Annotated in this window: 16 protein-coding genes and 1 pseudogene; 6 read left to right on the top strand and 11 right to left on the bottom strand. The window is 60.4% G+C overall.

The genetic code is table 11. From position 1 onward, the window contains the following. Window positions 1-55 precede the first annotated feature (55 nt). From THALAR_RS07775 to THALAR_RS07755, 5 genes and pseudogenes are all read right to left on the bottom strand, one after another. A complete protein-coding gene (locus THALAR_RS07775) occupies window positions 56-1,603 on the bottom strand; it encodes an ABC transporter ATP-binding protein (RefSeq protein ID WP_021100971.1) in 1,548 nt (515 codons plus the stop codon). Then, window positions 1,600-2,546: pseudogene (gene xdhC / locus THALAR_RS07770) on the bottom strand (xanthine dehydrogenase accessory protein XdhC). Before xdhC ends, THALAR_RS07775 begins: the two are co-directional and overlap by 4 nt. Continuing rightward, on the bottom strand, window positions 2,543-4,960 hold the full coding sequence (gene xdhB / locus THALAR_RS07765) for a xanthine dehydrogenase molybdopterin binding subunit (protein WP_021100969.1): 2,418 nt from the start codon (window positions 4,958-4,960) through the stop codon (window positions 2,543-2,545). The pseudogene xdhC and the gene xdhB overlap by 4 nt, the downstream one beginning before the upstream one ends. Beyond that, complete coding sequence (locus tag THALAR_RS07760) at window positions 4,957-6,312, bottom strand: xanthine dehydrogenase small subunit (RefSeq protein ID WP_021100968.1); 1,356 nt, start codon at window positions 6,310-6,312, stop codon at window positions 4,957-4,959. Before THALAR_RS07760 ends, xdhB begins: the two co-directional genes overlap by 4 nt. A 127-nt stretch (window positions 6,313-6,439) precedes the next feature. Then, a complete protein-coding gene (locus tag THALAR_RS07755; RefSeq protein ID WP_021100967.1) occupies window positions 6,440-6,736 on the bottom strand; it encodes an ArsR/SmtB family transcription factor in 297 nt (98 codons plus the stop codon). 117 nt (window positions 6,737-6,853) lie between these two features. Here THALAR_RS07755 and dnaE point away from each other — a divergent pair, with 117 nt between their 5' ends. Further along, window positions 6,854-10,351, top strand: a complete 3,498-nt coding sequence (gene dnaE, locus THALAR_RS07750; RefSeq protein WP_021100966.1) for a DNA polymerase III subunit alpha — start codon at window positions 6,854-6,856, stop codon at window positions 10,349-10,351. Window position 10,352: 1 nt separating this feature from the next. On the opposite strand, the gene THALAR_RS07745 is transcribed toward dnaE, so the two are convergent. Next, window positions 10,353-10,556 (bottom strand): SlyX family protein, encoded by a 204-nt coding sequence (locus THALAR_RS07745; RefSeq protein WP_021100965.1) that lies wholly within the window; start codon window positions 10,554-10,556, stop codon window positions 10,353-10,355. Between the two features lie 102 nt (window positions 10,557-10,658). Here THALAR_RS07745 and hisS point away from each other — a divergent pair, with 102 nt between their 5' ends. From hisS to hisG, 3 genes are read left to right on the top strand one after another with little or no spacing between them, the layout of a single operon-like run. Beyond that, the gene (gene hisS, locus THALAR_RS07740) at window positions 10,659-12,233 is read left to right on the top strand and encodes a histidine--tRNA ligase (RefSeq protein ID WP_021100964.1); all 1,575 of its coding nucleotides are present in this window, start codon (window positions 10,659-10,661) and stop codon (window positions 12,231-12,233) included. After that, window positions 12,233-13,264 (top strand): ATP phosphoribosyltransferase regulatory subunit, encoded by a 1,032-nt coding sequence (locus tag THALAR_RS07735; protein WP_021100963.1) that lies wholly within the window; start codon window positions 12,233-12,235, stop codon window positions 13,262-13,264. The genes hisS and THALAR_RS07735 overlap by 1 nt, the downstream gene beginning before the upstream one ends. After that, complete coding sequence (hisG, locus tag THALAR_RS07730) at window positions 13,261-13,959, top strand: ATP phosphoribosyltransferase (protein WP_021100962.1); 699 nt, start codon at window positions 13,261-13,263, stop codon at window positions 13,957-13,959. Before THALAR_RS07735 ends, hisG begins: the two co-directional genes overlap by 4 nt. Here hisG and THALAR_RS07725 read toward each other — a convergent pair. Next, on the bottom strand, window positions 13,936-14,358 hold the full coding sequence (locus THALAR_RS07725) for a DUF1489 family protein (protein ID WP_021100961.1): 423 nt from the start codon (window positions 14,356-14,358) through the stop codon (window positions 13,936-13,938). The two genes, hisG and THALAR_RS07725, sit on opposite strands and share 24 nt — an antisense overlap. Window positions 14,359-14,421: 63 nt before the next feature. On the opposite strand from THALAR_RS07725, the gene THALAR_RS07720 reads away from it, so the two are divergent. Both THALAR_RS07720 and THALAR_RS07715 read left to right on the top strand, forming a co-directional pair. Further along, window positions 14,422-16,695, top strand: coding sequence for an adenosylcobalamin-dependent ribonucleoside-diphosphate reductase (locus THALAR_RS07720; RefSeq protein ID WP_021100960.1), 2,274 nt, complete (start codon window positions 14,422-14,424; stop codon window positions 16,693-16,695). Window positions 16,696-17,170: 475 nt separating this feature from the next. Next, window positions 17,171-18,934 carry a retron Ec67 family RNA-directed DNA polymerase/endonuclease gene (locus THALAR_RS07715; protein WP_021100959.1) on the top strand — a complete coding sequence of 588 codons (1,764 nt, stop codon included), beginning with the start codon at window positions 17,171-17,173 and terminating at the stop codon, window positions 18,932-18,934. Window positions 18,935-19,023: 89 nt separating this feature from the next. Here THALAR_RS07715 and hsdR read toward each other — a convergent pair whose 3' ends face one another. The 4 genes from hsdR to THALAR_RS07695 all read right to left on the bottom strand — a co-directional run. After that, the gene (hsdR, locus tag THALAR_RS07710; RefSeq protein ID WP_021100958.1) at window positions 19,024-21,330 is read right to left on the bottom strand and encodes an EcoAI/FtnUII family type I restriction enzme subunit R; all 2,307 of its coding nucleotides are present in this window, start codon (window positions 21,328-21,330) and stop codon (window positions 19,024-19,026) included. A gap of 4 nt (window positions 21,331-21,334) precedes the next feature. Further along, the gene (locus tag THALAR_RS07705) at window positions 21,335-21,661 is read right to left on the bottom strand and encodes a hypothetical protein (RefSeq protein ID WP_051153687.1); all 327 of its coding nucleotides are present in this window, start codon (window positions 21,659-21,661) and stop codon (window positions 21,335-21,337) included. Window positions 21,662-21,674: 13 nt separating this feature from the next. Continuing rightward, window positions 21,675-22,904: a restriction endonuclease subunit S gene (locus THALAR_RS07700; RefSeq protein ID WP_051153685.1), complete on the bottom strand. Its 1,230-nt coding sequence runs from the start codon at window positions 22,902-22,904 to the stop codon at window positions 21,675-21,677. Between the two features lie 20 nt (window positions 22,905-22,924). Continuing rightward, window positions 22,925-24,050: HsdM family class I SAM-dependent methyltransferase (locus THALAR_RS07695; protein WP_040818086.1), on the bottom strand; the 1,126-nt coding region annotated here is incomplete at its 5' end.

The raw sequence follows: 24,050 nt of genomic DNA, 5'->3' as shown, positions 1-24,050 counted from the left end.
GGCTGAATTCCTGACACAACACACCCCATCATTGCTTCATAAATACCTGAATTCCTCACCCGGCCACCTGCACAGGCTCCAGATCATGGGCCCCTCCCATCATCAAACCGATCTGGTCCACCGTCAGCCCTGCCGCGTCGACGGGCGCACTAAGACGCCCTTCGTTCAGTGCCGCGAACCGGTCCGAGATTTCCATCAACTCGTCCAGATCCTGACTGATCACGACAATCGCCGCCCCCTTGGCCGCAAGATCCAGCAAGGCCTGCCGGATCGCCGCCGCCGCAGAGGCGTCGACGCCCCATGTCGGCTGGTTCACCACCAGAACCGAGGGGTTCTGCATGATCTCCCGCCCGATGACGAATTTCTGCAAATTGCCGCCCGATAAGGCCCGCGCCGCCGTGTTTTCCGACGGCGTGCGCACGTCGAATTCTTTGATGATCCGCTTGGCGAAATCGCGGGTCTTGCCCCAGTTGATCATGCCGCGCCGCTCCAGCCCCTCGCGCACGGCACCCGACAACAGCGCGTTCTCTATCAGCGACATATCAGGCGCCGCCGCGTGGCCCAGCCGCTCTTCGGGGGCGGCCAGCATCCCCAAGGCCCGTCGCGCGTTCGGTCCTTTGTCGCCAACGTCCTTGCCCAACAGCCGCACCTTATCCGCCGGAACCAGTATCTCCCCGGCAATGACCGAGCACAGCTCGTCCTGCCCGTTGCCCGCTACCCCGCCGATGCCGAGGATTTCGCCCATCTGCACCGCCATGTTGATATCTTTCAGCGCGGTGCCGAAATGCGTCCGCGCCGCCACGTCGAGCGCCTCGATCTCCAGCGCGACCTCCTGCGGCACGCGCGGGGCTTTCTGCGGCACGTGCAGCACTTCGCCCACCATCATTTCCGCCATGGCGCGGGCGGTCTCCTCGCGCGGGTTACAGTTGCCCACGACCTTGCCCAGCCGCAGCACCGTCGCGTGGTCGCACAGGGTGCGGATCTCCTCCAGCTTGTGCGAGATATACAGGATCGCGCAGCCCTCGCCGCGCAGCTTTTCCAGCGTCTGGAACAGGATCGACACCTCTTGCGGGGTCAGAACGCTGGTCGGCTCATCCATGATCAGCAGCTTGGGGTTTTGCAACAGGCAGCGGATGATCTCGACCCGCTGGCGTTCTCCGGCGGACAAGTCACCGACCAGTTGGTCGGGGTCCAGCGGCAGGCCGTAATTCTGCGAGACCTCTCTGATACGCGCCGCAAGGTCGCGCATCTTCGGCGGGTTTTCCATGCCAAGGGCGATGTTTTCGGCCACGTCCAGCGCCTCGAACAGCGAGAAATGCTGGAACACCATGGCCACGCCGCTCGCCCGCGCCGCGCGCGGCTCAGCCGGTGCGTAGGGCTGGCCGTTAAGCGTCATGGAGCCTGCGTCAGGCGTCACCAGCCCGTAGATCATCTTGACCAGCGTGGACTTACCTGCACCGTTTTCGCCCAGCAGGGCGTGGACCTCGCCGGGGCGGATGGAGAACGATACATGGTCGTTGGCAACAACGCCGGGATAGGCCTTGGTCAGGCCATTGATCGTCAGCAGGTCTTCACCCGCTGTGCTCAGCCGCTCTTCCGTCAAACCGCGACATCCTCCCCAGACATGCCCACACGCGCCCCCGCTTGCGCCATTAGCAGTAGCTCAGAAGCCACGCCCACCGCAATGGCTTGCGGGTGTTTCCCCAGCGTCGGTTGCCGATAGGGCAGCGGATGCACGAAATCCGGGCCTCCGAATGTCCAAGCGCCCGCAGCCGCGACCGGAACCGCGCCCATTTGGTGGCCGAGCCGATCAGCCCCGCGCTGGCAAACCCGTGACCCAGCAGCCGGTGGCACAGGTCCAGATCGAACGCGTGGGAGTAGGTGAGGATCAGATGATGCGCATCACGCGGCGCGTGCGGGACGGCGTCGGGAATGTTGACAGCTGTCAACTCGTTAATGACAAATGAATTTTTTGCGTCGCTGCGGTCGGGGAAGCGGTCGGCACCGCTATCTATCCATGTTATCTTGAACGCTTGCGTGGGAGCGATCACATCGACAATCGCACGCCCCACGTGCCCCGCGCCCCAGACCCAAAGCGGCACGCGTGCGGGCTGCACCGGCTCACAGAGCCAGCCTCGCTCGAAGACCATCCCGACGCCCGACCCGTTGCGCCCATCCGCCTGCGCCCGCGTCACCGCAAGCGGCTCCTCCGTGTTGCCTTCGACGCGGCGGGCGTAGCTGTCGCCCAGTTCCGGCATGTCCTCGAAAACTTCGGTCACCAGCGTCACTGCCCCACCGCAGCACTGCCCCAAGGCAGGGCCCAGCGGCACGCGGGTGACGCGCGAGGTAGCGACTGACAACGCCTGCCGCGCCGCGTCCAGTTCCAACGCGCCACCGCCGATGGTGCCCGATTGCCCGCCCTCCCAGACCAGCATCGACGCCCCCGCCTCGCGGGGGCTGGAGCCTTGATGCGCCGCGATCACCACCCGCGCAACGCGGCCATGTGCGGCCAGCGCGTTGCGCAGCGCTTCAGCGTCGAAGCTCATGCGCGCAGCTTCTGGCAGGCCATCAACACCCGCTCTGCCGTGGCGGGTGCGTCGAGGTCGGGATAGCCGTCCCCGCAGGCCGACACCGCATCCGACAGCGCCAGCCAGGCCGAGATGCCGTGCATCAGCGGCGGCTCCCCTACCGCCTTGGACTTGAACACCGTCTCCGCCCGGTTCGCCCCGTCCCAGAGTGCCACGTTGAACACCTCCGGCCGGTCCGACGCGGCGGGGATCTTGTAGGTCGCAGGCGCATGGGTCGTAAGGCGGCCCTTGTCGTCCCAGACCAGTTCTTCCGTCGTCAGCCACCCTACGCCCTGCACATAGCCGCCTTCAATCTGGCCGATATCCAGCGCGGGGTTCAGCGACCTGCCGCAATCGTGCAGAATGTCGGCCCGCAGGATGCGGTTCTCGCCGGTCAGCGTGTCGACCACCACCTCTGTCACCGCCGCGCCATAGGCGAAGTAGAAGAACGGGCGACCATGGCCCTTGATCCGGTCCCACTCAACATCCGGCGTGGCATAGAAGCCCGTCGCAGACAGTGACACGCGGTTCTGGTAGGCCTTTGCGGCGGCTTCCGCAAAGCTCAACTCGGTCCCGTCAAACCGCACGCGGCCTTCCTCGAACCGCACCTCACCCTCCGACAAGACCGTACCAATCCGCGCCTTGATCGTCTCGCAGGCGTTCAGGACCGCCATGCCGTTCAAATCCGACCCCGACGACGCCGCGGTGGCCGAGGTGTTCGGCACCTTGCCGGTATCCGTAGCGGTGATCTTTACCGCGTCCAGCGGCACCCCGAACGACTGCGCCGCGACCTGCGCGACCTTTGTGAACAACCCTTGCCCCATCTCGGTGCCGCCATGGTTCAGATGGATCGAGCCGTCCTGATACACATGCACCAAGGCCCCCGCCTGATTGAGATGGGTCAGCGTGAACGATATGCCGAACTTCACCGGAGTCAGCGCGATGCCGCGTTTCAGCACGGGGTTCTTGTCGTTCCACGCCGCGACCGCCTTGCGCCGCGCCTGATAATCCGACGACACCTCCAAAGCGTCCACCATCTCGCAGATGATCGAATCCGTGACCTTCATCCCGTAGGGCGTGGTCTGCGGTTCCGGGGCCACATGCACCTCGCCCCCTCCCGCAGGGGCCGCGCCGCGCGACGTCAGGTCTTCATGCGCCGCCCCTGATTTCATTGCTTCGGAAATATTCCCGCCCATTGCCGGCAGGCGATGCGCAGCATCGCTGAGAGGGGAGGCATCCGCGCCCCCAACCATCGACGCATAAAAGTTCTCGCGCCGCACTTGCAACGGGTCCAGCCCCAGATGATGCGCGATGTGGTCCATCACCCGCTCGATCCCGACGATCCCCTGCGGCCCGCCAAATCCGCGAAACGCGGTGTTGCTTTGGGTGTTGGTCTTCAGCCGGTGCGAGGTAATCCGCGCGTGGTCCAGATTATAGGCGTTGTCCGCATGCAGCATGGCGCGGTCCGCCACGGGCAGGGACAGGTCCTGCGCCCAGCCGCAGCGGGCATATTGGGTGAAGTCCACCGCCGTGATCCGCCCCGTGTCGTCAAAGCCCACGTCATAGTCTATGCGGAACTCGTGGCGCTTGCCGGTGACGATCATGTCGTCGTCGCGGTCATAGCGCATCTTCACCGGCGCACGGTGCTTCTGCGCGACGACAGCGCAGGCCACGCACAGGGCATTCCCCTGACTTTCCTTGCCGCCAAATCCGCCACCCATGCGGCGTACCTCCACCCGCACGGCATGCATGGGGGTGCCGATGGCCTCGGCCACCTTATGCTGGATCTCCGTCGGATGCTGCGAGGACGCATGCACGACCATATCGCCATTGTCCTGCGGCACCGCCAGCGCGGCGTGGCCTTCCAGATAGAAATGCTCCTGCCCGCCAATCTCGACACGACCTTGCAGACGGTTGGCGGCGCCCGCCAAAGCCCCATCCGGGTCGCCCTTGGTGTAGATGCGCGGCCCGTCCTCGAAATGCGACTTGGCCGCCATGGCGTGGTCGATCGTCAGCAGCGGGGTTTCCTCTGTATACTCCACCTGCGCCCGCCGCGCCGCCTTGCGGGCGGCCAGATGCGAGGTGGCGACCACCAGAAACAGCGGCTGGCCCAGATAATGCACCCGACCCGTGGCCAGCAACGGCTCGTCATGGATCGAGGGGCTGACGTCATTGTCATGCGGCAGATCATCGGCCACCAGCACATCAAGCACGCCGTCAGCTTTGCGCACCGCATCAAGGTCCATCGACGTGATCTTCCCTCGTGCAATGGTGCTCAACCCGAAGGCAAGATGCAGTGTCCCGCGCGGCGTGGGTATGTCGTCGGTATAGCGGGCAGCCCCCGTGACATGCAGCGGGCCCGCGTCATGGGCGGTGTGCTTCCCGACACTCATGGCCGCACCTCCAGCACTGAGGCGGGGATGCCGAGGCTCTCCACATAAACGCGGCGCAGCATGTTTTGCGCAGCCTGCAAGCGGTAGGCGGCGGAGGCCCGCATATCGCTCATCGGCGCGTAGTCCTTGGTGAAGCCCGCCAAGGCTGCCTCCATGTTCTCTTCGGTCCATGCCTTGCCGGTCAACGCGTTTTCCACATGCGTGGCGCGTTTGGGCGTGCCCGCCATGCCGCCGAACGCGATCCGCGCCTTTGCGACAGAGCCACCCGCGACCACGATGTTGAAACACCCGCACAGGGCAGAGATATCCTGATCGAACCGCTTCGACAGCTTGTAGCATTGCAGCGTGTCGCGCTGCTTGGGGATGGTGACGAATTCCACGAACTCGCCCGGCTGGCGGTCCTGCTTGCCATATTCGACAAAGAATTCCTCCATCGCCATTTCGCGACGGGTGTCGCCCTTGCGCAGATGCAGGGTGGCACCCAAGGCGATTAGTGCGGGCGGGCTGTCCCCGATGGGCGAGCCGTTGGCGATGTTGCCGCCGATCGTCGCCGCATTGCGCACCTGAACCGAGCCATAGCGGCGCAGCATTTCCGCAAACGACGGGTAGAGCGGCTTCACCGCTTCCAACACTTGGCCGATCGTGCAGGCCGCCCCGATGCGCAGCCCGTCTTCGGTGTCCTCGATCCGTTGCAAATCGGCGCAGCGTCCGGTGAAGGCGACCTTATCCAACTCGCGCAACTGCTTGGTTACCCACAGCCCCACATCCGTCGCCCCGCCGATCAGGGTGCCGTCGGGGTTGTCCTGACACCACGCCGCCAATTCGTCGGAACTTTGCGGCATCGGGTAGGGCGGGGTTGACCCCGCCACTGCCTCGTCCATCCACGCGGGCACCGGCTCGGACGCCGCCGCCTCCGCCGCCCGGATGATCGGCGCGTAGCCGGTGCAGCGGCACAGGTTGCCCGCCAGTTGGTCGCTGTGATCCACAGCACCGTTCTTGTGGGCGGCGGCCATGGTGGTGATGAAACCGGGCGTGCAGAACCCGCATTGCGAGCCGTGGTGATCCACCATCGCGCGTTGCACCGGATGCAGCGCATCGTCCGGTCCCGCCACGCCTTCGACCGTGCGCACGGCACGGCCCGACAGCTGCGGCATGAACAGGATGCAGGCGTTCATCGCCCGCGCCACCCCGTCCTCGCCCGTCACGATGACCGAGCACGCGCCGCAGTCGCCTTCGTTGCAACCTTCCTTGGTGCCCGTCAGGCAACGCCGCTCGCGCAGGAAGTCGAGCAGGGTTTCGGTGGCGCCGACCTCGGCCTCCACGGTCTCTCCGTTCAGAAGAAACGTCAGCATATGGATAGTATCCCGCCGCCTTACCTGTCGGGTGTTCCCGTCTTGCGCGCCTTCGATGCGGCGTAGAAGGCGCGCGGGAATTATCTGGCATCCAGAAAAGCGCAGGACGCGCCGTTTGGCAAGCCTTTCAGCTTTTCCGCGCCTGCGCCTCCCACGCCTGCCGTTGCCATTCCAGCCAGCCTTGCAGCGGGATCAGCGCGTTTGGCTCCATCCAGCAAATGCGCTGGCGGCCCTCCTTGCGGGTGGCGATGATGCCGCCGGTCTCCATGATCTTGATGTGTTGCAGGAACGAGGGCAGCGCCATGTCATGCGGTGCGGCCAGTTCCTTGACGGGGGCGGGACCGTGAGCCAGCCGCTCGATAATGGCGCGGCGGGTCGGGTCGCCAAGGGCGGCGAAAAGGATGTCGAGCGAATGGTTAGCCATGGGTCTAACTAACATTTTGTACAAAATTGGCAATCTCATGTACGCGGCGTACGTGGTGTACACAACTGCGGTGGTTTCGGGGTTTCCGAGGGGCGGGGTGCATCCTAATGTGATCCCATGAGCAGCATCCCCCGATTCATCCATCTCCGCACGCATTCCGAGTATTCCCTGCTGGAAGGCGCCCTGCGCCTGAAGAAACTGCCGGGCCTCTGCGCCGCCGCTGGCATGCCCGCTGTCGCGTTGACCGACACCAATAACATGTTCGCAGCATTGGAGTTTTCGGAATACGCATCCGGCGCAGGCATCCAGCCGATCATCGGCTGTCAGGTCGATCTGACCTACGAGCAAGCCGCTCCGGGTGAGCGTCCGCGCGACCCCGCACCCATCGTGCTGCTTGCACAAACCGAACGCGGCTATCAAAACCTGATGAAACTGAACTCCTGCCTGTATCTGGAGTCAGACGGGCAGTTACCGCAAGTCTCCGTGGCGCAGCTGGACGTCCACAATGAAGGGCTGATCTGCCTGACGGGCGGGCCGGACGGTCCCATCGGGCGGTTGCTGCAAGCGGGGCAAATGCCCAAGGCAGAAGGGCTTATGCGCGAGTTGGCGCAGATCTATCCCGACCGCCTCTACGTCGAATTGCAACGCCACCCCGTTGATGGCGGCTTGCCGGAGGCCGAGCAGAAATCCGAGCGCGGGCACGTGGAACTGGCCTACGCAATGGGCCTGCCGCTGGTCGCAACCAACGACGCCTACTTTCCAAAACCCGACATGTACGAGGCGCATGACGCGCTGATCTGCATTTCCGAAGGCGCGTATGTCGACCAGCAGGAAGACCGCCGCCGCCTGACGCCGCAGCACTATTTCAAGTCACCGCAGGAAATGGCGACGTTGTTTGCCGATCTGCCGGAGGCTTTGGAAAACACCGTGGAAATTGCGCAGCGCTGCGCGTTCAAAGTCTACAAGCGCGACCCGATCTTGCCCAAATTCGCCGATGACGAGGTCGAGGAATTGCGCCGCCAGGCCCAAGAGGGACTGAAAGCGCGGCTGGCCGTGATCCCCCACGCCGCACCGGTCGAGGAGTACGAGGCGCGGCTGGAATTCGAGTTGGGCATCATCGAAGGCATGGGCTTTCCCGGCTACTTCCTGATCGTGGCCGATTTCATCAAATGGGCCAAGGACCACGACATTCCGGTAGGGCCCGGTCGGGGCTCCGGCGCGGGCTCTCTGGTGGCCTATGCGTTGACGGTCACCGATCTTGATCCGTTGCGATACTCCCTTCTTTTCGAACGGTTTTTGAACCCCGAACGGGTCTCCATGCCCGACTTCGATATCGACTTTTGCATGGATCGCCGCGAGGAAGTGATCCGCTACGTCCAAGAGAAATACGGCCGCGACAAGGTGGGGCAGATCATCACCTTCGGCGCGCTGTTGTCCAAGGCAGCCGTGCGCGACGTGGGCCGCGTGTTGCAGATGCCTTACGGGCAGGTGGACCGCCTGTCGAAGATGATCCCTGTGGAAGGGGTCAAGCCGGTCTCGATCGAAAAGGCCTTGGCCGACGAGCCGAAGCTGCGCGAAGAGGCCAAGAACGAAGAGGTCGTGGCGCGGCTTTTGGATTATGGCCAGCAGGTCGAAGGCCTGCTGCGCAATGCCTCGACCCACGCGGCGGGTGTGGTGATCGGCGACCGCCCGCTGGACGAGCTTGTGCCGCTTTATCAAGACCCGCGCTCCGACATGCCTGCGACGCAGTTCAACATGAAATGGGTGGAGCAGGCGGGGCTGGTAAAGTTCGACTTTCTGGGGCTGAAAACCCTGACGGTGATCCAGAATGCCATCGACTTGATTATACCCTCTCGGCCCCTTCATGTGGACGCCGACGGCAACACGTTGTTCGAGCCGCCCGCAGGTGCCGAGAACGATATCGGCGCGATCCCGCTAGATGACGAAAAGTCGTATAAGTTATATTCCTCGGCCAAAACCGTGGCTGTTTTTCAGGTGGAAAGTTCGGGAATGATGGATGCGCTGCGGCGCATGAAGCCCACCTGCATCGAGGATATCGTCGCATTGGTGGCCTTGTACCGGCCCGGCCCGATGGAAAATATCCCCACCTATTGCGAGGTGAAGAACGGGCAGAAAGAGCTTGAATCCATTCACCCTTTGATCGACCACATTCTGGCCGAGACGCAAGGCATCATCGTCTACCAAGAGCAGGTGATGGAAATCGCGCAGGTCATGGCAGGTTACTCGCTTGGTGGCGCCGATCTGCTGCGCCGCGCCATGGGTAAGAAGATCAAGGAGGCGATGGATGCCGAGCGGCCCAAATTCGAGAAAGGCGCCAAGGAAAACGGCGTCGACGCGAAGAAGGCCCGCGAGGTCTTTGACCTGCTTGAGAAATTCGCCAATTACGGATTCAACAAGTCCCACGCGGCGGCCTATGCGGTGGTCAGCTACCAGACGGCGTGGTTGAAGGCGAACCATCCGGTGGAGTTCATGGCGGGCGTCATGAACTGCGACTTGCACCTGACTGATAAGCTGGCGACGTATTTCGACGAAGTCACAAAGCGCATGGATATCGAGGTGGTGCCGCCTTGCGTGAACCGCTCCGACGCGATGTTTACCGTGGGCGACGGCAAGGTCATATATGCGCTGGGCGGCCTGAAGAACGTCGGTGCCGAAGCGATGAAGCTGGTCACGGAGGGGCGCGGTGACACGCCATTTGCCACGCTGTTCGACTTCGCGCGGCGGGTGGATTTGAAGCGGGTCGGCAAGCGGCCGTTGGAGATGCTGGCGCGCTCCGGCGCGTTTGATCAGTTGGACCCGAACCGCAACCGCGTTTTTGCGTCGTTGGACGGATTGGTGAACTATTCCGCTGCGATCCACGAGCAGCGCAACTCTAATCAAGTGTCGCTGTTCGGCGAGGCGGGCGACGACCTGCCGGAGCCGCGTCTGTCTCCGGTCGAGGACTGGCTGCCGGCCGAGCGGCTGATGGAGGAGTTCAAGGCCATCGGTTTCTACCTGTCGGGTCATCCGCTGGATGACTACATGCTGTCGCTGAAACGGAAGGGCATCATGACCCTGACCGAGATTGAGCAACGTGCCCAAGGCGGGCCGTTTGTGGCGCAACTGGCGGCGAATATCGCGGGGCGTCAGGATCGCAAGTCGGCACGCGGCAACCGCTTTGCCTTTGTGCAAGGATCTGATCCGACAGGGCAATTCGAGGTCACGGTGTTTTCCGACACGCTTGAGAAATCCGGCGAGCATATGGTGACGGGCGCCAATGTGGTGCTGACCGTGGAGGCCACACTGGAGGCGGAGCAACTGAAACTTCTGTGCCGTGGGGCGCAGCCGGTGGATGGCGCGGTGGCGGATGCGGGCTCGCTGGGCCTGAAGATTTTCGTAGAGGACGACAGCGCCATCGGGGCGATTGCCTCGGTGCTGGAACGCTCCGGCCAAGACCCCAAGATCCGCGCGCGGGGGCCGGTGTCGCTATGCCTCATGTCGCCTGATCTGCCAGGCGAAGTGGAGGTCGCCTTGGGCGACCGCTTTGCCATCAACCCGCAGGTCAAGGGCGCGATCAAGTCGCTGGGTGGCGTGGTGATGGTGGAAGAGGTCTAGCCTACCAATGCGGCGGGCGTTGGTCGGCCAGAACGGCGGTGCCGCCGACGTCCAGCTCCTGCTCGGCGGAGCGTTGCATCAGCATTTCCACGCGGCGGGTCAGGGTGGCGATTTCGGCTTCCTGACGGGCCACGATGTCGGACATATCCTCGACCGTGCGGGTCAGGTGGGCGATTTTCTCTTCCAGCTGGGTCGTGTCAGTCATGGGAACCTCCGGTTTTCATGTCGCAGATATGGCGCTTTGCTTGCCCCCGCAAGGGCTGCGGGGTAAAGGCTGGGCCGAACAATACAAGCAGGACAGCCCGCCATGGCCAAAGTCAAAAAGCAGCCCCGCCCCAAGGCCGAGACCCCGAAAGGGTTCCGCGACTATTTCGGCGCGGAGGTCACTCAGCGAAAGGCGATGCTGGACAAGATTTCCGAAGTCTACCAGCTTTACGGATTCGACGCACTGGAAAGCAGCGCGGTCGAAACGGTGGAGGCGCTTGGAAAGTTCCTGCCCGACGTGGATCGTCCCAACGAGGGCGTGTTCGCGTGGCAGGAGGACGAGGCCGACTGGCTGGCGCTGCGCTATGACCTGACCGCGCCCTTGGCCCGCGTCTACGCGCAGTATCGCAACGATCTGCCGACGCCGTACCGCCGCTACGCGATGGGTCCGGTCTGGCGCAACGAGAAGCCCGGCCCGGGGCGGTTCCGCCAGTTTTATCAATGCGATGCGGATACGGTGGGCGCGCCTTCAGTGGCGGCGGATGCCGAGATTTGCGCGATGTTGGCCGACACGCTGGAGGCGGTTGGGATCGAGCGCGGCGACTACATTGTGCGCGTGAACAACCGCAAGGTTTTGAACGGGGTGATGGAGGTCGCGGGGCTGTCCGGTGACGACAAAGTCGACGAGCGCGGGATCGTGTTGCGGGCCATCGACAAGCTGGACCGGCTGGGACCGGACGGGGTTCGGTCGCTTTTGGGAGAGGGCCGCAAAGACGAAAGCGGTGACTTCACCAAGGGCGCTGATTTGAACAGTTCGACGATCGATCACATACTGCGGTTCGCAACAGCTTCTCAAGACATCCTTCAGCAAGTCATGAAAGTAGCGACTGGTGGTCTGCAGCATGTAGAAAACACTTTTGGCCTAGAAAACGCGAGAAAATTCACTGATGCGCAAATTGCTTGGAACAGCATTGCACTTCAGCAGCTTCGATCTTTGATCGGCGAGAGTGAAGTAGGTCTTGAAGGCGTCGCCGAACTCGAAACTATGGCTGAACTACTCGCCGCCCAAGGCTACGGCCCCGACCGCATAGTCATCGACCCCTCCGTCGTCCGTGGTCTTGGCTACTATACCGGTCCCGTCTACGAGGCGGAGCTGACCTTCGAAATCAAGGACGAGAAGGGCCGCCCGCGGCAGTTCGGCTCGGTCGCTGGCGGGGGCCGTTATGACGATCTGGTCAAGCGGTTCACTGGGCAGGAAGTGCCTGCGACGGGGGTCTCGATCGGCGTCGACCGGCTGCTGGCCGCACTGCACGCGAAAGGCCGCTTGGGCAAAGACACGGTTGGCCCGGTGATCGTGACCGTCATGGATCGCGCGCGGATGGCGGAATACCAAAGCATCGTGGGCGAGCTGCGGGCCGCCGGTATCCGTGCGGAGGTCTATCTGGGCAATCCCAAGAACTTCGGCAACCAGTTGAAATACGCCGACAAACGGAACGCGCCGATAGCCATTATCGAAGGTTCCGACGAGGCGGAGCGGGGCGTGCTGCAGGTCAAGGACCTTGTGCTGGGCGCGAAGATCGCTGAGACCGCGACCCACGAGGAATGGAAAGACCAGCCCGCGCAGCGTGAAGTCGCGCGGGGCGATTTGGTGTCTGAAGTCAAGAAGATGCTGGGCTAGTGGATCGGGTTCGCCAACAGACGGAGCGGCTGTCGGCCCTGTTCCGCGACGCGGGCGCGGTGCCTGTGGAGACGTCTGTTTTGCAGCCTGCGGACACGCTGTTGGACCTTTACGGGGAGGACATCCGCGCGCGGGCCTATGTGACCTCGGACCCTGTTTTGGGGGAGCAGATGTTGCGACCGGATTTCACCGTTCCTGTGGTGCAGCGGCATATGGCGGACGGGGCGGAGCCTGCGCGATATACGTATCAGGGACTGGTTTTCCGGAAGCAGGAAGCTGGGACGGGTCGCGCCTCGGAATATCTGCAAGTGGGCTACGAAGTGTTTGACCGTAGCGATCCCGCGAGCGCGGATGCGGAGGTGTTCGCCTTGTTTGCGGAGGCATTGCAGGGCGCTCCGGTGCAGGCGGAAACAGGCGACATTGGCGTGCTGATTGCCGCTGTTGCGGGGCTGTCGACGACCGAGCGGCGTCGCGCCGCGTTGCTGCGCCACTTGTGGCGGCCTGGGCGGTTCCGCGCGTTGCTGGAGCGGTTTAGCCAGGCTTTAACCCGCGTTATCCCTTCCGTGAGGGCGGAGGTGCCGGAGATCGGGATGCGCTCGGTCGCGGAGGTCGAGGCACGGCTCGTCGCCCTGCGCGAGGACGCGCAAACGGCACCGCTGGATGCGGTGGAGTTGCGGGCGTTGCAGGCTGTGCTTGAGGTGTCCGACATGGCCCCGATCGCCTTGGCGCAGTTGCGCGAGATCGCGCAGGATTTGCCCGCGATCAAGCCTGCGCTGGACCGGTTCGAGGCGCGCTTGGCTGCGCTGGCAAAGCGCGGCGTCGACGTGGATGCTCTGCCATTTTCCGGCACCTACGGGCGCACCACGATGGAATACTACGACGGTTTCGTCTTCGGCTTTCATGCGGGCAATCCGGTGCCGGTCGCCACAGGCGGGCGCTACGACGCGCTGACCCGCGTGCTGGGGCAGGGTCGGGAAATCCCCGCCGTGGGTGGTGTGATCCGGCCCGAATTGCTGGAGGCCCTGCTATGATAAAGCTGGGCATCCCCTCCAAGGGGCGGTTGATGGAGGACACGTTTGCGTGGTTCGCCGCGCGGGGCGTGACGCTGGCGCGAACCGGCTCCGACCGCGAATATGCGGCGGAGGTGTCAGGCGTGGATGGCGTGTCGCTGGTGTTGCTATCAGCGGGCGAGATCCCGCGCGAGCTGGCGGCGGGGCGCATTCATCTGGGCGTGACCGGCACCGATATGGTGCGTGAGAAGATGCCGCTTTGGTTCGAGAAAACCGAGACGCTGGCGGAGATGGGCTTTGGCCATGCCGACCTGATTATCGCCGTGCCGAACTTCTGGGTGGATGTGGAGACCGTCGACGACCTCGACGCCGCTGCCGCCGCGTTTCGAAAAGAACACGGGTTTCGGTTACGGATCGCCACCAAGTACCATCGGTTGGTGCGGGAATACCTGCAAAAGCATGGGGTCGCGGATTATCAGTTGGTCGACAGCCAAGGGGCCACGGAGGGCACCGTGGCGAACCTGACGGCGGAGGCGGTGGCGGACATCACCTCCACTGGTGCCACGCTGGAGGCGAACCATTTGCGGATGTTGTCGGACGGGCCGATTTTGGCGTCTCAGGCGACCTTGTTTGCCAGCAAGGTGGCTGACTGGACAGATTGCGATCTGGCCGGTTTGACACGGGTTCTGGGGCTAGAGAATACCGATATCGGCTAGGGCAGCGGACAACTCTGGCGGCAGCGCGTCTTCCGTGGCGCGGCGGGCGGATATGTCGGGCGGCGCGTCCTCTGGTTTGAGGTAGCGCCAGCCTTGGAACGGCTTCTTCAGGACAGGGGCGGTGCGGATCAGCTCCGGCTCGAACACCAGCGCACAGCGGCGGATGCCGTCTTCTCCGATAACCTCATCCAGACGCAGCAATTTCTGGCGGGCCTGCACCACGCCCTTGATGACCCAATAGATGGAGCCGCCGTCCAGTAGTTCGGCCTCCCGCTTGGGCCACATGCGGGTGATATGGCGGGGCAGGCCATCGGGACCTTTCGGGCGCGGTGAATTGTGCCACGCTTGCAGGCTTTCTACCGATTCTGTGCCAACGCTTAGCTTGATGAGATTGATCATATCTATATATTGTATGCTTCCCGCTCCCGACTTCAATGCGATTCCAACCCCTAGGATGCCGATATGACCGCTTTCGCCGCCCCCATTGCCGAGCAAATTTGGGATATGAAGTACCGCTTCAAGGACGCGGACGGCACTCCGGTGGATCAGACGGTCGAGGATACTTGGCGGCGCATCGCCCGTGATCTGGCGAAGGTCGAGGACGATCCTGCGAAGTGGGAAGAGACGTTTTACGACGCGCTGTCGGACTTCAAATACCTGCCTGCAGGCCGGATCATCGCAGGCGCCGGTACCAAGCGGTCGGTGACGCTGTTCAACTGCTTCGTGATGGGCACGATCCCCGACAATATGGGCGGTATTTTCGAGATGCTGAAAGAGGCCGCGCTGACCATGCAGCAGGGCGGCGGTATTGGCTACGATTTCTCGACCATCCGGCCCAAAGGTGCGGATGTGAAGGGCGTAGCGGCGGACGCCTCTGGCCCGCTGTCGTTTATGGATGTGTGGGACGCGATGTGTCGCACGATTATGTCCGCAGGCTCGCGACGTGGCGCGATGATGGCGACCATGCGCTGCGACCACCCCGACGTAGAGGCGTTCATCGCCGCCAAACAGGACTCCGCTCGGCTGCGCATGTTCAACCTTTCCGTACTGATTACGGACGATTTCATGGATGCGGTGAAGGCCGATGGCCCTTGGGAGCTGGTCTTCGACGGCAAGGTCTACAAGACCGTGCAGGCGCTTGATCTGTGGAACAAGATCATGCGCGGCACCTATGACTATGCCGAGCCGGGCGTCATCTTCATCGACCGGATCAATCAGGCCAACAACCTGTCCTATGTTGAGCAGATCGCGGCCACCAACCCGTGCGGTGAACAGCCTTTGCCGCCCTATGGCGCGTGCCTGCTGGGCTCGATCAATCTGGCCCGACTGGTCGACCGTCCGTTTGAAGAGGGCGCAGACCTGGATGTTGCAAAACTGACAGAATTGGTCGCTGTAGCCGTCCGAATGATGGACAATGTGGTCGATGCGTCCAAGTTTCCGTTGGAGGCGCAGGCTCGGGAAGCAGCTGCGAAACGGCGGATCGGGCTGGGTGTGACCGGCTTGGCTGATGCACTTCTCATGGTCGGTTCGCGCTATGGCTCCGAGGAGGCGGCGCGTCTGACGGAGCGGTGGTTGCACGCGGTCGCCCGCGCCGCATATCTGGCCTCGGTGGATTTGGCGAAGGAGAAGGGGGCGTTTCCCCTATTCGACGCGGAGGCCTATCTGGCGTCCGGCACCATGCAGGCGATGGACGGGGACGTGCGCGACGCGATCCGCGAACATGGTATCCGCAACGCGCTGTTGACTTCCATCGCGCCGACCGGGACGATTTCGCTTTATGCGGGCAACGTGTCCTCGGGGATCGAACCGGTCTTCGCCTACGCTTACACGCGGAAGGTTCTGCAAAAAGACGGCTCGCGCACCGAGGAGGAGGTGATCGATTACGCCGTGCAAATGTGGCGCGACAAGTTCGGTGATAAGGAGTTGCCCGATTATTTCGTCAATGCGCAAACCTTGGCCCCGCTGGATCATGTGCGCATGCAGGCGGCGGCGCAGAAATGGGTGGATTCGTCAATTTCCAAGACCATCAACTGCCCCGAGGATATCAGCTTTGACGCCTTCAAGGACGTATACATGGCGGCGTGGGATACCGGCTGCAAAGGTTGCACCACCTACCGCCCTAACGCAGTGACGGGATCGGTTCTGAGCGTGTCGGAGAGCGCCGATACCACGCCATCTGAAAATCCGGAAACAGCTACGGATGGCGATGTAATCTATATGTCCGAGCCGCTGGATCGTCCGGCGGAGTTGGAAGGCCAGACCTATAAGGTGAAATGGCCCGACAGCGAGCATGCTATCTACATCACCATCAACGACATCGTGTTGAACGGCCACAGGCGCCCGTTCGAGGTTTTCATCAACTCCAAGAACATGGAGCACTTTGCCTGGACCGTGGCGCTGACCCGCATGATCTCGGCGGTATTCCGGAGGGGCGGGGATGTGTCCTTTGTGGTCGAAGAACTGAAGGCCGTGTTTGACCCCCGTGGCGGCGCGTGGATGCAGGGAAAATATATCCCTTCCATTTTGGCGGCTATTGGCGGGGTGATCGAGAAACACATGATCGCCACTGGCTTCATCGCGGGCGAGGGAATGGGCCTGAAGGCCGATCCTCAGGCGCAGGTTGTGAACCTCAACGGCAACCGGGGGCCTGCGTGTCCGAGTTGCGGGCAGTACGATATGCGCATGGTCGAAGGTTGCATGACTTGTGGCGCTTGTGGGCATTCGAAGTGTAGCTGACCATTTGAAGGTGTATTGTCGTGTCGGGACAAGCATATAATGACCGCCCACAAGCTAATGGCTGCCAGTTTGCAAGCATAAGGCGGCCATGTACCCTCTTTGGGATCACCGGATGGATTGCGCGCTGTGCAAAATCGGTTGAGCCATGAATAGAGTATGAATCATCGATAGCCAGGAGCGTAATTAGTTTGGGCGGTCTCGGACTTTCGCGGCACGTCACTTGGAGGACCGCAATGTGCAAGTGGCGTTTGGCAAGTGAAACAAGCGAAGAGCAATAGCAGGTTGCACGCCTCCTACTGTAGTGGCACTGTAAGGTCCGAGCGCGTGGGCAGATTTTACCGTTGTGCGTTCGCAACGGATGAAACCACTGTTAGGTGGATATGCCCTATCGGGTTTCCTTCAGCATATTTTATGTGACCCTTCGGTTGCCTAAGAGTGCCCACGGGCTCACCAAAATAGATATTTGGCTGGTCATATGAGTTCTCTATCCAGATTTAGGTCTTGTAAAAACGTCTCTGATCTTGCGTATCTCGTCGGATATCAGCCCAAGAAGTTGTCCTACATTCTCTATAAAATTCCAGATGAATCGAAGTATATGGAATTTGAGATTCCAAAGGCGACGAAGGGCGTTCGGAAAATATCCGCGCCGATCCCCGAACTTAAGCTTGCTCAAAGTCGGCTGGCCCATGTTCTGCAAGATTGCCTGGCGGAAATTGAGAAGGGGCAAGCCAGTGGTGAGAATTGCATCATATCTCACGGATTCAAGCGCCACCTATCAATTTCAACAAACGGCGCCCGGCATGTCAATAGGAAGTGGGTTCTGAATTTCGACCTGAAGGACTTCTTTCCCTCGATAAATTTTGGCAGAGTGCGTGGGTTTTTTATGAAGAATAAGCACTTTCTACTTGACGAGAAGGTGGCCACTATAGTTGCGCAATTGGCGTGCCATAAGGGAGCTCTTCCCCAGGGGGCGCCTACATCTCCAGTTATATCCAATCTCATAGCCAACCATCTGGACATCAGACTTTCGAGAGTTGCCACGAAGAATAGATGCACCTACACCCGTTATGCTGATGACATAACTTTCTCCACGAATAAAAAGGACTTTCCGAAAGGTATTGCGGCGAATCGTGATGATGGCAGCCCATCTGGAGATTGGGAGCTATCCAAAAGAATCCGCTCTGAAGTTAGAAGGTCGGGTTTTGAAATAAACGCCAAAAAGACTCGAATGCTTTTTAGGAGGTCTCGACAAGACGTAACCGGGCTCGTTGTCAATACAAAAGTAAATGTCAAGCGAGAACTCTACAAACAAGTTCGAGCTCAAGTGCATAGTTTCATTAAAGATGACGTTTGCTTTAAGAAAGTGAAGATTGGAGGTGTGAAAAGGGAGGTAAAAGTATCAGAGGCCGCACTCGAGGGAATGCTTAGCCACATTTTCTGGGTCAAGGGTGCAGAGTTTAACTATAAGAGGCTTAATAGGCCAACAGGCCCTAACGAACCAGGCTTCTACAGGGAATATCGACGTTTCCTCGATTACAAAACGTTTGTTGCTTCTCCCCAGCCTGTGGTTATTTGCGAAGGCATAACTGACAGTATCTACATCAAATGTGCAATTAAGCGCAGCAAAGCCGCGCGCCCGAAACTCCAAGATGCCAAGTCTTTAAGCGGCTTGGCAATCAAGCTGTTCCAATATCCAAAGATTGGAAGCAAATTAAGAGTGCCAAGCTCGGTTCAGCACCTCAATGGCGGCACTGGTGACCTCAAGGAACTTATTCATAAATATAAGGTCCGCACAAATAGTTTGGCGAACAGAGGATTCGTTTCTCCAGTCATCCTCTTGGTCGATAATGATCAGGGATCGCGAGAGGGCCTTTGGGGGGCAGTCAAGACAGCATCAGGCGCAACGAAGAAAGTTGATGGAACAAAGGGATACTACCATGTCACCAAGAACCTTTATGTCGTTCCGACACCCAAGCTGACCGGCGGAAAAGATAGCATGATCGAAGACTTTCTACCTTCTTCGGTAGTAACTCAAAAACTTGGTGGAAAATTCTTCAACCCGGACGAGAAGACTTTCGACAGGAAAAAGCATTATGGGAAAAGAATTTTAGCTGAGAAGGTGTCGAGAGACCACGCAAGCATTGATTTCGCCTCCTTCTCCCCTGTCCTTGACAGAATAGAGGAGGTTTTGGACCACTTTTCGGCGTTCCCGATGGTCCAAGGTCGAGTAAAATTCTGATATTTCATCAATTTTGCTCGCAAGTCGAGACCAGCCGTTCGCTGCGCTGCTCACCGATGGCAGGTAAGGGCCGGTACTGGCGTTCTGAGCTACCGAAATAGATGTCTTTGAATCTCGACAAATGCACCTCGGATATCCTTCACGGGTCCGAGCTTTGCCTTCGCATCGTTCGTGCCACCATATCGAATTCGGAGAAAATCTGAGATCTTCCGCGGAGAGAGCTCCTCTACCCCATTTGTCTCGTAGGCATGCAGGACGTAGTCAAGAAAACTGCGCATTTCATCTTCATAGCCGGACAGTCCATTCGCCCTTGCGACCTCTGCGCGCTCGGACCGCGCGAGAGGTGCCAGCGTGAATCGCACGTAGGCGAGAACGTCGAAGATGTCGCTGTTGGGCGCATCAATGAGGCGCTGCATGTCGGCGAGACGTTCAGTGCCGTAGCCGAGTTCCTTGAGACGTTGCATGAATGCCTCGCGCCGTTCCGGGTCGCTCCAGATCGCGCGCAATTCGTCTTCATCGGCGACCATAGTGCCGAGATCGCCAAACAGCTGCTCCATGAACTCCTGGGCCGTGATTTGGCGACCGTCGTGGGACATGTAGGTCGTCGTTGCGAGGTAGCGGATCTTGCGGTCCTTGCCGTCGGCCAGTTTGATCACGATCTTTTCCGTTGGCGGAGGATCTTCGCCGCCTCCAGGTGGGTCGGCAGGCGGCAGAGGAGGGTCGCCGGGCGTGGGTTTCGGCTTGGGATCATCGGGTGGGAGCGGTTCGCCATCCCATTCCGGGTCGTTGAAATGCTCGTAGGCCTTCACGAAGTCGTAGACGGTGAAGAAGTCCTTGCCGTCGAAGGTCCGCGTCCCGCGTCCGATGATCTGCTTAAACTCGATCATCGACTTGATCGGGCGCAGCAGCACGATGTTTCGGATGTTGCGGGCGTCGACGCCGGTGGAGAGCTTTTGGGAGGTCGTCAGGATTGTCGGCAGGCTCTTTTCGTTGTCTTGGAACTCTCGCAGGTGCTGCTCGCCCAGCTTTCCGTCATCTGCCGTGACCCGTTCGCAGTAATGCGGGTCGGGGTCAGCCTTGATCTGGTTGATGAAATTGCGGACGCGGGCGGCGTGGTCCTGGGTGGCGCAGAACACCAGTGTCTTCTGGCGCTGGTCGATCTGGTCCATAAATTCGGTCACGCGGCTTTCTTCGCGTTCGTCAATCACCAGCTTGGTATTGAAATCGGCTTCGGTGTATTCGCGGTCGGGGTCGATCTCGCCGCTCACCACCTCGTCACCATCGCTGAAGGTGTAGGTGTCCATCGTGCTCGCCATCTGACGCACCTTGAAGGGCGTGAGAAAGCCGTCACCGATGCCTTCTTTCAGGGCGTAAGTATACACCGGATCGCCGAAATAGGCGTAGGTATCTGAATTCGTTTTGCGTTTCGGCGTCGCGGTCAGGCCCAGTTGCACGGCAGGCGCGAAATACTCCAAAATGCCGCGCCATGTGCTTTCGTCCTTGGCCCCGCCGCGGTGGCATTCGTCGATCACGATCATGTCGAAAAAATCGGGGTCGTAATCCTGAAACCGGAACTGCCCATCCTCGGTCATGAAGGTCTGAAAGATCGTAAAGAAGATGTTCGCGTTCTTGGGCACCTTGCCCCGTTTGCGGATCTCGTCGGGGCTGATGCGCGACAGGGCGTCGGGCGGGAAGGCGCTGAAGGCGTTGTAGGCCTGATCGGCGAGAATGTTGCGGTCGGCCAGAAACAGAATGCGCGGGCGGCGTATGGGATCGCCAGTCAGATTCCAGGACGACTGGAACAGCTTCCACGCGATCTGGAACGCGATGGAGGTTTTGCCGGTGCCCGTCGCCAGCGTCAGCAGGATGCGGGTGTCGCCGCGCGCGATGGCCTCCAGCGTGGCGGTGATGGCGTTGTGCTGGTAATAGCGCGGCTGCCATTTGCCGCCCCCCGTCTCGAACGGGACCGCGCCGAAACGATCGCGCCAATCGTTGCCGGTGGGAAAGCAGCGGTCCCACAGCTCTTGCGGGGCGGGGAAGGGGGCGGTCAGGTCGCCCTCGGCCCCGGTGTTCATGTCGATGCCGTACCAGCCGTGGCCGTTGGTGGCATAGGCCATGCGGGCTTGCAGGCGGCGAGCGTAGTCCTTGGCCTGTCCCACGCCGTCCGTGTGACCGAGGCCTGCGCGCTTGGCCTCGACCACCGCCAGTTGCCGCCCGCGCATGGACAAGACGTAGTCGGCTGACAGGGACGTGCCGCGCTGGCCTGCGCCCATGATCCGGCCAGGTGCGATGGTCAGTTCGCGGGCGATGTGTGAGCCATCGACGACACCCCAGCCCGCGTCCCGCAAGACAGGGTCGATCTGGTTGGCGCGGGTGTCGGCTTCGGTCTCGATCATAGCATCAGATCTTCAAGTTAGAATTGACTTCGAGGTACTCCAAGACCTCGTTGAGTGCTTTGATGATGTGGAGGCGATTTGCTCCAAAAGCATAGTATCCAGATGAGAGCATTTCTGGTGATACTTCAGTTGCAGGAGGGAATTTCCGTTTGCGTTTCTCACCTGCCTCATCAATCATGGTTAGCGGATACCGAAAATCGCGGCCGGCACCTTCATAAAACCCGCCAGCACCGTAGTTTTGAATATTGCCGTTGTAGCAATTCTTCCCAACGAGATGCTCAAGATCTGCAAGCAGTTTTGCTCGTTTCTTGGTGAATTTATTTTTCGCCATGGTCAGGAGGCTTTCATTTTAACTGGCCCGAGAAGGCTTTTTGCAAGACGGATTGGCGGAGGTCGGCGAGGTCGGTGAGTTTGGTTTGGTAGTGATTGCTCAGATTAAGCGACCTCTGATGCAATTCCTCGATTTGGCTCACCGCCGCATCTTGATCTTCGATCGAAGGCAAAGGCACTCGGAAATCTCTAAAAAATGTCAAACTTAAGTTTGCACGTGCCATGTTCACCTCCCCTGCATGAAGCATGACTTTGAAGAACGGAGAGTTCAACAGATAAGCAAGATAGGAACTACGGAGTTTTTCCCGATCAGGTCGAATAAGACAAACTGCCTGATTGATATTCGCGATATCATCGCGGTCAAATACAGCCGTTCGCCCAATAGAAGCGCCAACGATGTTTGTCAGCACGTCGTCGCGTTGAAGGATAGATTTTTTGTCTTTCTCATTAAACGCATCTTCGACATATTTGGTCTTCGTGAAATCCATGGCGTTTGCTGTCACGTTCTCGCTCGTGACGAATAGGACGCCAGGTTCGTCGACGTAACTGATGCCTTGCCACTTTGGAGACGATCCCTTGGTAATCTTCTCCGCAATGTCAGCGAGCGCTTCGTTTGCGTGATTCTCAGACAGCGCCTCGAAGATTTCACCTACCGATACCTCAAACAACTCCCCCGCATCCGCCAGATTGGCCTCTGCATGGGCGCGGGCGCGGTCGAGGGCGGTGAAGGCCTGATCAAGCACCGCCACGATCCGCTTCTGCTCCTCCAGTGGGGGGAGGGGGATGGGCAACATTTCGAAGTATTCTTTCGGAACGCGCTTATGGCCAACCGCGCCAGACATGACCTTTTGACCCGCTTCGCGGAATTCATCGCGGGCTAAGAAATAATACAAGTATTCGGCTTCCAGCTTTGGACTCGTTCGCATGACTACAAATTCACTGGACCCAAATCCGACGCCGTTACTCAACCCCTGAGCAAGACCGAGTTTTCCATTCTCGAAACAAGGCGTGATCTTTGCGCATATCACATCGCCGTCCGCGAAATACGTATAACCCTTGATGACGCTCTCCAGAGGGCGCGTGTCCGTTGCTGTGAAGTCCTTAGATATTTCCCCGAGATCGTTCATTGGAACGAAGGACACCTGAGCCTTCGCGGCCAATTCCGTGCGCGGAATGCTCTTGGGTGGTTTGAACTGGCAAATATCAGACAGGGGCGTGATTTTCCATTTGTCTGGCAGGTCCATGGTTGACGCCACACCGTCCTTCACAACATCCCCCTGATCTCTTCCAGTATCACCGCCGTCTCCGCATCCCGTGCCAGCATGTCTTCGATAATTTGCGCGGGTGCCCGCAGGGCCTCGGCCTCGGGCGCGTTGGGGTTCTTCACTGTCAGATCCCATGTGTCGCGGTCCAGCCCCGCCACGGGGACCGACCAGCTGTGCGCGCTGTCGGTCTTGTCCGGTTGCAGTCTGATGAACTCCGCCAGATCGGCGTCGTTCAGCGGGTTGGTCTTGCCCAAGCTGCGCCCGGGGTCGAGCTGGTAATACCACACGTCGCGGGTCGGTTTGCCCTTGTCGAAGAACAGCACCACCGTCTTGACCCCCGCGCCCTGAAACGTGCCGCCGGGACAGTCCAGCACGGTGTGCAGGTTGCAGGTCTCCAGCAGCTCCTTGCGCAAAGCGACGCTGGCCTGATCGGTATTGCTCAGGAACGTGTTCTTGATGACGATCGCGCCACGACCACCCGCGCGCAGCTTGCGCATGAAGTGTTGCAGGAACAGATATGCGGTCTCGCCCGATTTGATCGGGAAGTTGTGCTGCACCTCCTTGCGCTCGCCGCCGCCGAAGGGAGGATTGGCCAGCACGATGTCGTGGCGGTCGGCCTCCTGTATGTCCATCACGTTTTCGGTCAGCGTGTTGGTGTGGCGAATGGAGGGCGCATCGATACCGTGCAGGATCATGTTCATGACGCCGAGGACGTAGGCGAGGGATTTCTTTTCCTGTCCGTAGAAAGTGCGCCGCTGGAGCGTGTCCCAGTCGGAAGCGGAAAGGTTGTCGGTGCGCAGGTGGTCCCACGCCTCGCACAAAAAGCCCGCAGAGCCGCAGGCACCGTCATAGATCGTCTCGCCCACCTGCGGATCGACGACCTTGATCATGGCGCGGATCAGCGGGCGGGGCGTGTAGTATTCGCCGCCGTTGCGCCCGGCATTGCCCATCTTCTTGATACGGGTCTCATAAAGGTCGGACAGTTCGTGCTTGGCCTCGGAGGAGCCGAAGTTCAGCGTGTCGATGATGTCGAGCGCGTCGCGCAGGGAGTAACCGGAGCGGAACTTGTTGATGATTTCCGAGAAGTGTCTGACTTCAGCGCTTATGGGCCAGTTTAGGGCTATT

It is taken from the genome of Litoreibacter arenae DSM 19593, from assembly GCF_000442275.2.
GTDB classification, from domain to species: Bacteria; Pseudomonadota; Alphaproteobacteria; order Rhodobacterales; family Rhodobacteraceae; genus Litoreibacter; species Litoreibacter arenae.
This window is presented reverse-complemented; position numbering and strand designations above follow the sequence as displayed.